Raw genomic sequence first — 13,406 nt, 5'->3', positions numbered from 1 at the left:
AATCAAGAATCAGGATATTAGAATCAAGAAAAAAGTGAAAATTAACTCTTGTCTCTTAACTCTCGATTCTTGGCTCTTGATTCTTAACTCCTGATTCAAATAAATAATTAAAATACCATACCAACATGCACCTGCTACTAACCACCCACGCCATTGCCAGCCGCCTGATACAGGCCTTTAGCTGGATGCTGATCCACTCGCTTTGGCAGGGATTACTGCTGGCTGTGGTAACCGCGGTGATATTGCTGCTCACCAAACGGTCGGCTGCTGCGGTGCGGTATAATTTGGTGCTTGTGCAGTTTTTATTGTTTCTGGTAGCCTGCATAGGTACTTTTATTTGGGAGTGGAACAGGCCGCCGGTACAAAACATAGTGCCGCTGGCCGGGGCAATCGGCAATAACGCAACCCACCTGTTTAACCTGGATGCAGCAGGGGTGCGCCAGTTTGCCAAAACCTGCATCAGCTACTTTACGGCTAATGCGCCTATGGTGGTGCTGTTGTGGTTTGTATTGTTTGTTTTCCGTTCGATGAGGATGATGGGTAGCCTGGTCTACATCCATCGTGCTAAAAACAAATATACCAGCGCCCCTTCTGCCTACTGGAAAAACAGGGTTGATGTGCTTTGCCAAAAACTCCAGTTAAAAAGAGCGGTGCAATTGCTGGAGTCGGGCTACGTGAAAATGCCGATGGTGATCGGTCACTTAAAACCGGTGATACTGGTGCCGGTGGGCCTGTTAGCCAATCTGCCTGCCGAACAGGTGGAGGCGGTTTTATTGCACGAGCTGGCACACATCCGACGTCATGATTATTTCGTCAATTTTTTACAGACCATTGCTGAGACGGTATTCTTCTTTAATCCGGGCTTAGTCTGGATATCTTCCCTGCTGCGTGACGAGCGGGAAAACTGCTGCGATGACATCGCGATAGCACAAACCAATAACCGGCGCGAATTTGTGCAGGCGCTCATCAGCTTTAAAGAACATGCGGTGTATGGCAGCAATTATGCTGTGGCTTTCCCCGGCAAGAAGAACCATTTGCTTAACCGTGTAACCCGTATCCTCAATAATAAAAACCAAACCCTGGGGCCTGCAGAAAAGGTGTTTTTTATGATGGGGATCGTCGTCCTGTCAATAATAATAGCTACAGCAGCTGTGGCGCAGATCAAAACATCTGAGTCCGTCATAGCAAAAGTTAAACAACAGGTACTGGATAGCGCATACACTTCTGTTTCATCAACGGAAGAAAACAATACTGTTGAGGACGAGCAAGCAGAAGTTACGGATTCTGCTACCATGCATGCAGACCAACAGCAGCAAGATAGTACAGCTACGGAAAATGTACCTGCACTACCACCGCCTGCTCCTCCGGCTCCTGTTAGTGATCAGCAAAAAGAGGCGCAGGATAAATTAGTGGCAGCAAAGCAGAATGAACAGGACACACAGCAAGCTGCCAAAGACCAGGAGCAGGCTAAACGCGATCAGGAGCAAGCCCTGCGCGATCAGAGACAGGCACAGATAGAGCAAGACCAGGCAAGACGCGACCAGGATCAGGCCAAACGTGATCAGGAACAAGCTAAACGCGATCAGGAACAGGCAGTCCGTGACCGGGCTGATGCACAACGTGCACAACAACAACAGGAACAGGTTACAAATAATGAGCAGGCCAAAAGAATTGAAGTGCAGGCTGTCAGCAATAATGAGCAAGTGAGGGTGAACGAGATACAGGTGAGGAAAAACCATGAACAGGCTGTAAAGAACCAGAAACAGGCAGTAGTGAATCAAATACAGGCAAAGAAAAATCAGGAACAGAGCCACGCAAGTATACAAGAATAAATAACAGCTAATACCCGGCCCGGTTAGGCAGGCGGCACGCGCAACCGCAGGCATAGAGTCGGCTACCCTAATAAATCTAAGATTTCGTTTTTTTTAAAATTTCGCTTTAAGCGGGGTGATAAAGTATTGTCCAATTTTTAAACTTAAGATCAACAAAAATGAAAACCAATTACATATGGCTAATGGGGATACTATTGGCCTCGATGACCGCCACGGCGCAGACAAGCCCGGGCAAAACAGCTTATAATGATGAGAGTCATAATAGTTATGATCACATCAACATTACAAATGGCAAGCGGCTTGAACACATCCAAATGGAGTGGAACAACAAGACCTGCAAAATGGAACTGGTAGATAATAAAATGGCCGATCTGTATGTGAACGGTGAGAAAATCCCGGCCGCAGAATGGGGTAAGTACAGCGAAGTAATAGCAGCTATCCGCGAACAGATCAGGAAAAATCAGGAACAGGCCAAAAAGAACCAGGAGCAAGCTGTACGCAATGAAATACAGGCGAAGAAAAATCAGGAGCAAGCCGTACGTAACCAGGAGCAAGCTGTGAAAAATCAGGAACAGGTTAAGGTTAACCAGGTGCAGAATGTTCATAATGAAGAGCAGGCTAAGCGCAACGAGGAACAATCTGTACATAATCAGGAACAGGCAAAACGAAACGAGGAGCAATCTGTACTCAACCAGGAACAGGCAAAACGAAATGAGGAGCAGGCCGCAGAGAACGAACGCTTTATAAAGAATCTGACTGAGGATTTGGTGCATGATAAAATCATCCCCGATGCCAACAGCTTACATCAAGCGACTTTTAACAGCCATGAAATGACAGTGAATGGAGTTAAACAACAGGACGCTGTATTTAAAAGATACAAAGACAAATATCCGCGCATTTCAGAAGGCGAATTCACTTACTCAAGGGATGGCGTTATCGAAGGGAAGTAGCGGAGAACCAAGAGTTAAGAATCAGGAATCAGGAGTCAAAAGTTAAGAATCAAGAATCAGGAGTTAAGAATCAAGAGACATAAAAGAAAAAGGATCAAAAGGATTTCAACAGCGGAGATTTACAAATAGGATAATTCCTTGTTGTTCTTGATGCCTGATTCTTAACTCTTGACTCTTAACCATAAATCGCTAAACAATGGGATTCTTTTGCATAACTATCATTTTAACCATGTGTATCACAATTTATATTTTATTAAAAGCAAGCAGACGATGAAAAAGATCAATTTAAAAAACACCATGCTTATTGGCGCACTATTATTTGGCACCACCACAATGGCACAAACTACGCACAAAAAAACAGCTTACGTAGATCATAATGATAACGTTTACACTTATAACACTAACAATGGTGTTTTAAAAGAATACATTAAAACCGATTGGGACGGAACGGAATACGAGATAAAAACGGCAGGCGGCAAAATAACCGAGCTGTATGTTGAGGGTAAGAAGATGGTCCCGGCCGACTACGGGAAATATGCTTCTGTAGTTTCCGCTATCCGCAGGCAGATAAAGGAAGACCGCAGGCAGGCCCAAATAGACCAGCAACAGGCTAAACGCGATCAGGAACAGGCTAAACGCGACCAGGAGCAGGCACGTCGTGATCAGGAACAAGCAGGGAAAGAACAAGTGCAAGCAGAACGCGATCAGGAGCAAGCTAAACGCGATCAGGAACAGGCAGTCCGTGATCAGGAACAGGCGCAGCGCGACCAGGAAGATGCCAAACGTGATCAGGAACAAGCACAGCGCGACCAGGTACAAGCTAAACACGATCAGGAAGAAGCGGCGGAAGATCAGCGCCAATTAAAGCTGATGGTGAGTGATCTGGTGAGCGATGGCATTCTCCCAAATGAAAAGGCACTGCACTCGCTGCGGATGAATGCAGATGAAATGATAGTGAATGGCAAAAAAATGTCTGACACCGTATTTAACAAATACAAACAGAAATACCCACGCCTTGCTAACGGTCATAGTGAAAACGGTAACTTTAATGGGATGAATATTGAGGAGTGATTAAGTCGCTCCTATATTGACTCACCCCGACCACGCTACGCTGGTCGACCCTCTCTATGGCATGCCATAAAGAGGGGGAAGAATTTCTATTTTAAAGTCCCTGCAGGGTCTCCCGATAGGCGATCCTGCAGCACAAAGAAGTCCGTATAGCGCAGGGTCCTCTGCGAGAGACCCTGCTGAGACAGAAAACCATTTATATTCTGTCTCCCACCCTCTTTCCGGCTTGCCGGAGCGAGGGTGGTCGAGCGAAGCAATGACCGGGTGAGTCAATGGTGCAGGCGTTATTAGTCCGATATGATGGTAAATAAATTCGGATCGGTTATTACAATCTGAGGCCTGTCTCTGAAGTAAGTAACCTTACCTATAGCCATAAATTTCTTGTTGTTTAGTATATGCGATGGATCATTGCTTTTGTATTTAATCTCCAGCATCGCATCAAGATACTTTTTTGCATCGCCCTTTAAAATGATAGTCAGCTTTTGGTTTGGATAAGTACCACCGAAGTCAATACGAGCAGAATCGGCAGCTAACTTATAACTATAAATCTTCTCTGTGATCTTTATCGTATCTGATTCCTTCTTGTCTACATCTGTTAAATCGATGGCTCTGTACCGCTCACCAAAATAGTGTGCACCCGGCGGTGCGGTTAGTTGTACCTTAGTAGTTATCCGGGTAGTTTTTTGATTTCTATTACTACCGAGTATATAGCTTTTACGCACAGTTATCATTTCATCATTGGTCACCTCGATATCAGGGTTACCACCTTGACTAGTCACAAGTCCCGCAACACAAACGTAACTTCCTTTAGAATAATCGCCAGTATTTAAAGCAAAGCCTTTGACAATGACTGTTAGCTTCGAGCTTGATTGATTTCCCCCTAAGATTAGCGAGGTTTGGCTTGAATCACCTGCACGCTCTATTTTATATAAGGTATCGCAAACAAACACCTTTTCACCTATATATTTTGAAGCTTCCGCAGCTTTGATTTGAGTTTGTGCCGATGTTTTATAAACTAATAGCATCAAAAAGCAGGCAAACAGATGATAAGGTTTCATAACATGAAGATATGTAAGGAATTATTAAGTACAAAATCAAAATCCTATACATTCTGAAGAATGTTCTTCCCTCTTTCCGGCTTGCCGGAGAAAGGGTGGTCGAGCGAAGCAATGACCGGGTGAGTCAATTATACGCCCTATCCTATTTTATCCCAACAAGGTCGATAAGTTTTGCTCTACTCTGGTTTAAGTCTTCCCCGCTGCGTAAAACTTTTAAACCGGTGGACGCTATTACCGCTCAAATCTTAAACCCAATCCAACTTGATTTTTTTGTACTCCACCGCATTTAAATCCTTTCAGTATTAATTTTATTTATTTTATCTTAACACGAAATATGATAATAATCCCCGGTTGTCATATTCATAAATATTGTTTCTCATTCTACAAGACCTATTTTAAACTTTGCAAGGCAGTTAATACTTTTCCTTATTAAAACAACTAAATGAGATTAACGGGAAGACCTATAAAACACCTATCCTTCTTTTTAGCGGGGGGGATGCTTTTGATTTCCGTAAATGCATCGGCACAAAAAAATCCGGGTGCCGATTCTGTTAAGTTAGCCATTGAGCCGGATTATAACCAGGCAAGCAAAACTCACCGATTTTTTTTGGGCGAGAATTACCGCAAGCTATGGGCCACACCTGTTAAGCTGCGGATATTCCATTTATCTACCGAAAAAGGAGGATTAAAAATAGTACAATTGGGAGGCGGTCTGCAAACCAAATCGTTGCGCCTGCAGGATTCTACCGGGCAGCAATGGGTATTAAGAACTATTCAGAAATACCCGGAGAGAGGCTTACCAGCCGACCTGAGGCCTACCGTAGCCAAAGATATTTTGCAGGACCAGGTATCGGCCGCCCATCCGTTTTCGGCATTAACAGTGCCTCCGTTAGCTGAAGCATTGGGTATACCGCACTCCAACCCCGAAATTGTTTATATGCCCGATGATCCGGCTTTAGGCAAGTACCGGAAAGATTTTGCCAACCAGGTGTTTTTATTTGAAGAGCGCGAACCCCTCGATGCTGAAAAAACTGATAATACACCAAAAGTCCAGCGTAAACTGCAGGAAGATAATGATACCCGGGTAGACGAAAAAACAGTGCTAAGAGCCAGGCTGCTGGATATGCTTTTGGGCGACTGGGACAGGCACGAAGACCAATGGCGATGGGAAAAAATTGACGGCAAGCACGAGACTATTTATGAACCTGTACCCCGCGACCGTGACCAGGTGTACTATAAAACATCAGGACTATTCCCCTGGATAGTAGCACATCAATGGCTAAAATCAAAGTTCCAGGGATATGGTAAATCTATCAGGGACATTGAGGGCTGGAACTTTAACGCCCGGTATTTTGACAGGTATTTTTTAAACCAGTTAAGCGAGGATGACTGGAAGGAGCAAATTAACTACGTGCAGAAAAAACTTACCGATAGCCTGATCACTACGGCAATAAAACGCATGCCCGATACTATTTATGCTCTTTCGGGTAAAGATATCATTAGCAATATGATAGCCCGCCGAAATATATTACCCAAACAGGCACTTGAATATTACCGGTTTATTTCGAGACAGGTAGAAATACCTGCCAGTGATAAGACGGATAAATTTACCATCAACTATACTGACAGCGGTAAGCTACAGGTAACTGTAAATAAAATAAAGAAAGATGGCAGCATCGATAAGATCACCTACCAGCGTGCTTTTGATCCATTGGTAACCCAGGAAATTAGGCTTTATGGCTTTGATGGAAATGATGTATTTTCAATAACAGGCAATGGCACATCGCCTATAGTTGTACGCATGATAGGCGGGGCCGGCGTAGATAGTTTTTATGTAGATCAAAAAATCCACAATAGAAGTAAACTTTACGTTTATGACCGGTCGGATCAGAAAAACAGTTTGCCTTCCCCATCACAGGTGAAGATCCGCACCTCAAAAGATAGTACAGTTAATGATTTTGACAAGACAGGTTTTAAGTACAACCGGTTCGAACCCATTATACTGGCCAATTATAGTACGGATATCGGGATATCATTAATCGGCGGATTCTCTTATGAGAAACATGGCTTCCGTGCCACGCCTTATGCTTTTAAACAGGAGTTTTTAACCAATTATACACTGGGGCGACAATCATTTCTGTTGAGTTACATGGCGCGGTGGAACAAAATAATAGGTCAGAATGATCTGAGCATTAATATCTTGTCGAGAGGGCCAAATAATCAGAGTAACTTTTTTGGCATAGGCAACAGCACCCCGTTTGTTAATGAAGGTGATAAAAAAATCACCTATTACCGCAATAAGTATGATTATGTAACCGGCGATGTATCCTTACATCACCAATATGGCAAATTTCATGTAAGTGCAGGTTTGGCGGGGCAGTATTATAACAGCAAGGCATCAAATAATACCAACCGGTTTTTAACCACTTATGATCAGCAAAACCCCGATGAGCATGTGTTTGAAACGAAAGTGTATGCCGGTCTGCTTTCAAACATTGAATTTGATACACGGGACAAATCCATACTACCGAATAAGGGTGTTTACTGGACCACCACCGTATCTGGTTTTACAGGTGTTAATGTATCCAACAACACTTACGGACAAATTCTTTCTGAATTCAGTTTCTATTTAAATCCCGACCGGGATTCGATATTGGTTATAGCCAACCGTACCGGCGGGGGTACTACGGTGGGCAATGCGGCTTATTTCCAGCAAATGAAACTGGGAGGGGCTCAAAATTTTCGGGGCTTCCATACTAACAGGTTTACCGGGAACAGCATTTTTTACAACAACTTAGAGCTACGCTTAAAAGTGCTCAATTTTAGCTCCTACCTTTTACCCGGAACCGTAGGCATACTTGGCTTTAATGATATCGGCAGGGTTTGGTCGCCGGGCGAATCATCCAACGCGATACACGATGGCTACGGCGGAGGGATATACATTGTGCCCGCACAGCTGGTTTTGATAGAGGGCGTACTTGGTTTCTCAAAAGAAGGCGTTTTGCCTTACATTTCTATTGGTTTCAGATTTTAATGTGTGGAGCAGCAAGCAGCTCAGTTTATACCCCTTTCCTTACGCGCCATTCCGCTATAAATTAAAACTTTAGACGCAGTTAATGCTTATATAATTGTGCCGTTGTGGCACCCAAAAAAAGATGCAACTGTTACTGACACGGCCAAGCTCGCCAAAAAAGATATAAAGGTGTAGTAGTGCATGTACGTGCAAAGGGTGGGTGGTAGAGCAGAGCGATGATCGGGTGAGTCAACTGTGCACCATGCATTAACATTTTTACCCTTTTCCAACTTAGTACAGACCGCTTGAAATAAATCTATTCTATGTTGCAACATTTACAAAATCCTAACGTAAAATAACATTAGTTCCGGTTTTTGGAGTCGATGCTTACCCGCAATCAATTACGGTAATTTTTAATAGGAAAAAACAGCTTGTCAATGAAAAAAATATTACTTGTTGAGAACGACCCTGGTCTCAACGATGCAGTTACATGTGTATTACAGAGCAGCGGTTTTGATGTTATACAGTCGCGGGTAAATCAAACAGTTGAGCAAATACACCAAATAGATCCTCAATTAATCTTGCTGAATAATGCGATGAACACGCGACCGGGTGATGAGGTATGTTTAGAAATAAAAAATCATCCGCTTACAAAACACATTCCCGTTATATTAACAACGCTGATGACCAAGTATGAAAGCGTAGCAGACAATACCTGTGCTGACGATTTTATCATAATGCCATTCAACATAGCGGATATGGAGCAAAAAATAAGGTGCTATATTTAAATTTATAGAAAGCTTTTTTTTTCTATCCGACTAATCTCCAAAGGAATTCTTCGTACCCGACTACGCTGTGCCAGCCGACCCTCTCCGTATGCGTAAAGAGGATGTGGAAGCTTATATTTTTTTCTTAACCTTCTCTCCGACAAGTCGGAGAGAAGGTGGCCGATCTAAGCAATGACCAATTGATTCAACCGGCGAAAGAAACTATATAAGAAAGATTAATCCTTTCTGCTTTTATACTTTACCCATCTCAGGATTAAATGTGCTATCCAAAATTAATTCGTTATAAATAATTTACAATCAGTGTTTTTACGCTATTTACACCGTTTTTTAACTGTTTATTTAGGGTGTTTTCACCGTAACTTATACTTCGCATAACCAACTCACCCGATTTTGTTGCGCTGGTCGGGCGAGGTCCGAAGGACTCATTCTACAATTCGTAAATATTTAAAAACCGCACAAAACCATTTGAATACTTGTGCATTTTTTCATTTTTAAAAATATTATCGCATCAGAAATAGCTATAGCACATGGCGACAAACTGGATGTAGCATCTACCAACGATGAAACAGTATTCACCTTATGGATGCCTTCGGTAAAATCTTCTGACTAGTATTGGGAAAAGGGGAGGAAAATTAACATTTCCCGTTTTCACGGGAAATGCAACAATATAGTGTTTGATTTTGAAAGATGGCTCTGTTAAAAGCAGGCAGGCTTATGCTGCGTTGCTGTATGGGTTAGCATATTTACGTATGCTTTTGTTGCACTTGGCGCATTTATGTGTAGTATCATGCTCATGCCACTCATGATTACATGGAGTTTTAGCGTTTATCTTTGCGGTAATAATTCCTATCACAGCTACTACTAACATGAATGATAAAAATGATAAGATATAAATCATGGTACTATTGTTTTCATGTACAGTTGCAAATCTCCTGCCACTGTGTATCTAACCTAAAAACGGCCTTTTTGTTTGAGAAAATGAGGTAAATTGATTTTTCAGTTCCCCAAATTGGGGAATTTGTGGCTTAACGGTAGCCCTAAGCCACATTTAGCTCATATGTGGCAAGGCCATTAAAAGTGTAACAGGGTCATTAAAATACTACGAAAACAATTATGGCCCTGACCTTTATTAGTTTTGTCACTAATAAAGACATAATTGATTTTTATCTATATAAATTAAAAAAATAGGAAAATTATAATCGTTAAGATTAAATAATTGTATGTTATAATCTATATTGTGTCTATTGTTTGGGGCATAGCCATTCGGGTTTCCTCCTGTCATCACAAGCTTCTCACAGAGGCCCTGCTCCCGTCACCAACAAGTACCTGCATACTTAATTCCATTATACAACAGTGGTTTTGTAGGTGGCAATACCTATTAAAGGCGTAGAACACTAATTTATCAACCCATTGGTAATGTGAACCAAAAAGTGCTGCCTTCATTAAATTCGCTTTCAACACCGATGTCGCCATTGTGCCTTCTTACAATCTCGGCGCTGATATATAAACCCAACCCGAGGCCCGAGAATTGTACACCTGATGAATCTACCCGGAAATACCTGTCAAATAAATGCGGCAGCTTTTCAGGACTAATACCTATCCCAAAATCCCGTACGGATATTTTAGCATTTTCTGCATCATGCTCTACCTTTATCTCCACCCTGTCTGACAGGGGTGAATATTTTATCGCATTGTTCACCAAATTAATCACCACCTGGTCTATCCGCCTGTAATCCGCATCAATAAATAATTCCTTATCGCCAATAAGCTGAATGTGATGCGTAGCCCCCATACGCAAATGTTCACAGCAATCATTTACCAGGTCAACTATATTGATCCTTGTTTTGTTGAGCGCCAGGTGCCCCTGCTGTATTTTTGATACATTCATCAGGTCATCCATCAGGTAAAGCAGTTTATTCAGGTTATTGCTTGCTTTATCTATAAATAAGGGGAGTTTGATTGATAAAATATCAGTCTTAATTAATTTTTGAAGAATTTGCATGGATGCCTTAAGCGACGTTAAAGGTGTTTTTAACTCATGACTGGCAATGCTGATAAACTCATCCTTACGTTGTTGCAATTGATGCTCCGTTGTAACATCCTCCAATGTTCCGGTAAAACGTTCAGCATTCCCTTCAGCATCAAATACGGCTTTGCCTACCGCTTTTACTACTCTTAAGCCATTATCAGGATTGGCGATGGTATAAGTAACGTTATAGTTCCCATCCGATCCTTTTTCCATTGCTTTGTGTATAGCTTCTATTACCCGACCTCTGTCTTCCTCAATCATACGGGCGATGGCTATATCGAGATCAATTTCCTCATCTAAAGGTAAGCCAAACCATAACTTTAAACGGTCATTTCCTTTAAACCTATTAGTGACGGGGTCCAGATCCCAGGTGCCCAGTTCAGCAGCTTCTATAGTAAATTCCAGTTCTTTTTTGGCTTCCAGCATTTCGTTATAGGATTTCACCTTGCCGGTAGTTTCGTTACAGATCACCAGTACCCCCGCGCATTTACCGGTCTCGTCAATTACAGGGCTGTAGCTGAATGTCCAGTAAACATCCTCTAATTGATTATTCCGGTAAATAGGTATCAGTTGATCTTCGCTCCATGTTGATCCGCAACCACTCATTACCTGGTCTATCAATGGTTTAATAACCGGCCATATCTCCTGCCAGCAATCCTCACCTCTTTGTCCCAAGGCTTTTGGGTGCTTCCCATTATTACCCAGGCTTGGGCGGTAGGCATCATTATAAAATTGTATCAGATCAGACCCCCACCATAAAAACATCGGGAACCTGGAATTAAGCATAATGCTTACCGTGGTGAGCAAACTTTGCGACCATGTATCCGGACTGCCAATAATTGTCCCACCCCAATCAAATTCACGGGTAAGACGGCCCATTTCGCCGCCGCCTTTCAGATATTGTGCATAATTTGCCTGGGAGGTATCAACCATCAATTTAAAAAATCAGGATAAAAGCATTTAACATTAATATAAAATGTTTTGTTTGTTAAGGTAATTAATTAGCGGCGACAATACTAATAAAAGGCGGGAATTTATAAAACTACTGAAAGTGAAAGGCATGATGTTAACGCTGATGCTTAGCGTCGAATTGACTCCCCCCAACTACACTACGCTGGTCGACCCTCTCTATGGCAAGCCATAAAGAGGGCAAAGAAAATTATATTTTTCTCTTTTTTACCCTCTTTCCGCGCAGCGAAGAGAGGGTGGTCGATCCGCCAATAGGCGGAAATGACCGGTCCGAAGGACTCCCTTGGAGGTGAGTCAACTATGCAAGCAGCGTTACTAACCATAAATTGAGGTGAGTCGACTACCTTATCGGCATAAAAATAAAAAAGATTGATCCCTGGCCCTGAATACTTTCAAAGCCGATGCGGCCGCCTTGGTGCCCGGTAAACTCTTTGCATAACGGCAGGCCAAGGCCAACGCCTTTTTCATTGTCGGTACCAAAGGTTGACCGTGCCTTGAGCGAAAATATATTGCCCTGCTGATCCAATGGAATACCCTCGCCGTTATCAATTATGCTGATCTTGCACTCATGCATTACCATTTCGGTTGTTATATCCACTTTGCCGCCCTTGGGGGTAAATTTAATTGCATTGCTTACCAGGTTCCGCATTACCAGTTGCAACATGTCGCTATCGGCAAGCACGTTTATAACCGGGTCGATATTGTGAGTGAGGGTAATATTCTTTTTAAGTGCCAATATACGTTCCATTTCCAACGTATTTTTAAGCGTTTCGGACAGGTTTACGTCATTCAGCTTTACGGTCACCCCATCCATCTGCGATTTGGACCATATCAACAGCTTCGACAGCATGTTAAGTGTGCTCTGAGTCACCTTAAGCAGGTCGCCTTCTACTACCTGGCGCTCTTCTTTGTCAAGCCCGAATTCTGACACCAGTTCAAGGTAGTTCTGAATATTGCTCAATGGCCCGCGCAGGTCATGCGCTATGATGGACATCAGCTTATTCTTCTCTGAGTTTAAATGTTCAAGCTGTTCATTCTGTGTTAAAATATGCTGGTTCTGGCGCTTAATATCGCGTCTTTTCTCCTCCACCTGGCGCCGCTCATAATCATAGTTTTTGCGGATGATCTTAATGGTATAATACATCGTAAACGCAGTGAACAGGTAAGCAGATGTTACATCAAAAAAACGAGCAGGCCGGCTTTTATAAGCATCAGGAACTGTTTGCGGGTAAAAATATTCGATGCCATGCATAGCCAATAGCAGCGTAATATTAACGATCGCCCATAGGCTATGCTGTTTGGGCGGAGAGATAAATATAATGAGGAACAGTGCCAGCGCGAATATAATATCGTTCGGCCCGTTTATACCCGAATTATAGAAATAATTTACCAGGAACAAAATATTGCAGATAATGGCACATACGAAAATACTGCCGTTCATTTTACCCCGGTAACGCGACCTGAAGTAAATGAAAAAAAAAGTAACCGCAGCCACAAGGCTCAAAAATGCTGCTACCGGCAGGCCGATGAAAAGATTAACCGGAATATTATAAGTCAACGAGATAATAAGGATCAGGCATATAGCATGAAATATCCTGAATTCGAGTGGAAAGACTGTGGGTTCACCCGTTAGTTTAAGCCATAATAAGCTTATTTTATCACGAAAATTGGTTAGCGTACTCACTTTAGATGCTCAAAT

Annotated in this window: 9 protein-coding genes; 6 read left to right on the top strand and 3 right to left on the bottom strand. The window is 42.5% G+C overall.

Translation table 11 applies throughout. The features are described from left to right. The first annotated feature begins 125 nt into the window (after positions 1–125). The 3 genes from ACPPVU_RS08760 to ACPPVU_RS08750 all read left to right on the top strand — a co-directional run bounded on the left by ACPPVU_RS08760 (position 126) and on the right by ACPPVU_RS08750 (position 3,853). Positions 126–1,832, top strand: coding sequence for a M56 family metallopeptidase (locus tag ACPPVU_RS08760; protein ID WP_426671313.1), 1,707 nt, complete (start codon positions 126–128; stop codon positions 1,830–1,832). Between the two features lie 158 nt (positions 1,833–1,990). Continuing rightward, positions 1,991–2,782, top strand: coding sequence for a hypothetical protein (locus ACPPVU_RS08755; RefSeq protein WP_426671312.1), 792 nt, complete (start codon positions 1,991–1,993; stop codon positions 2,780–2,782). Between the two features lie 270 nt (positions 2,783–3,052). Next, positions 3,053–3,853, top strand: a complete 801-nt coding sequence (locus ACPPVU_RS08750; protein ID WP_426671311.1) for a hypothetical protein — start codon at positions 3,053–3,055, stop codon at positions 3,851–3,853. Positions 3,854–4,137: 284 nt separating this feature from the next. On the opposite strand, the gene ACPPVU_RS08745 is transcribed toward ACPPVU_RS08750, so the two are convergent. Then, on the bottom strand, positions 4,138–4,908 hold the full coding sequence (locus ACPPVU_RS08745; protein ID WP_426671310.1) for a hypothetical protein: 771 nt from the start codon (positions 4,906–4,908) through the stop codon (positions 4,138–4,140). Between the two features lie 442 nt (positions 4,909–5,350). On the opposite strand from ACPPVU_RS08745, the gene ACPPVU_RS08740 reads away from it, so the two are divergent. From ACPPVU_RS08740 to ACPPVU_RS08730, 3 genes are all read left to right on the top strand, one after another. Next, entirely contained in the window at positions 5,351–7,942 is a 2,592-nt protein-coding gene (locus ACPPVU_RS08740; RefSeq protein WP_426671309.1) for a BamA/TamA family outer membrane protein, read from the top strand. Between the two features lie 416 nt (positions 7,943–8,358). Continuing rightward, positions 8,359–8,709, top strand: coding sequence for a response regulator (locus tag ACPPVU_RS08735; protein ID WP_426671308.1), 351 nt, complete (start codon positions 8,359–8,361; stop codon positions 8,707–8,709). A gap of 475 nt (positions 8,710–9,184) precedes the next feature. Then, entirely contained in the window at positions 9,185–9,319 is a 135-nt protein-coding gene (locus ACPPVU_RS08730) for a hypothetical protein (protein WP_426671307.1), read from the top strand. A 792-nt stretch (positions 9,320–10,111) separates the two neighbouring features. Here the strand turns inward: ACPPVU_RS08730 and ACPPVU_RS08725 are convergent. Together ACPPVU_RS08725 and ACPPVU_RS08720 are read right to left on the bottom strand one after the other, a co-directional pair. Continuing rightward, on the bottom strand, positions 10,112–11,671 hold the full coding sequence (locus ACPPVU_RS08725; protein WP_426671306.1) for an ATP-binding protein: 1,560 nt from the start codon (positions 11,669–11,671) through the stop codon (positions 10,112–10,114). Between the two features lie 376 nt (positions 11,672–12,047). Then, a complete protein-coding gene (locus ACPPVU_RS08720) occupies positions 12,048–13,391 on the bottom strand; it encodes an ATP-binding protein (RefSeq protein WP_426671305.1) in 1,344 nt (447 codons plus the stop codon). Positions 13,392–13,406: the final 15 nt, after the last annotated feature.

It is taken from the genome of Mucilaginibacter sp. McL0603 (assembly GCF_049992945.1).
In the GTDB taxonomy this organism is placed as follows: Bacteria; Bacteroidota; Bacteroidia; order Sphingobacteriales; family Sphingobacteriaceae; genus Mucilaginibacter.
The sequence above is the reverse complement of the archived record's forward strand: the minus strand, read 5'-3'. Positions and strand labels throughout refer to the sequence as shown.

Coding starts and splice junctions, on each gene's coding strand:
- ACPPVU_RS08755 (WP_426671312.1), top strand. CDS start 1,991: ATGAAAACCAATTACATATGGCTAATGGGGATACTATTGGCCTCGATG.
- ACPPVU_RS08750 (WP_426671311.1), top strand. CDS start 3,053: ATGAAAAAGATCAATTTAAAAAACACCATGCTTATTGGCGCACTATTA.
- ACPPVU_RS08745 (WP_426671310.1), bottom strand. CDS start 4,908: ATGAAACCTTATCATCTGTTTGCCTGCTTTTTGATGCTATTAGTTTAT.
- ACPPVU_RS08735 (WP_426671308.1), top strand. CDS start 8,359: ATGAAAAAAATATTACTTGTTGAGAACGACCCTGGTCTCAACGATGCA.
- ACPPVU_RS08740 (WP_426671309.1), top strand. CDS start 5,351: ATGAGATTAACGGGAAGACCTATAAAACACCTATCCTTCTTTTTAGCG.
- ACPPVU_RS08725 (WP_426671306.1), bottom strand. CDS start 11,671: ATGGTTGATACCTCCCAGGCAAATTATGCACAATATCTGAAAGGCGGC.
- ACPPVU_RS08760 (WP_426671313.1), top strand. CDS start 126: ATGCACCTGCTACTAACCACCCACGCCATTGCCAGCCGCCTGATACAG.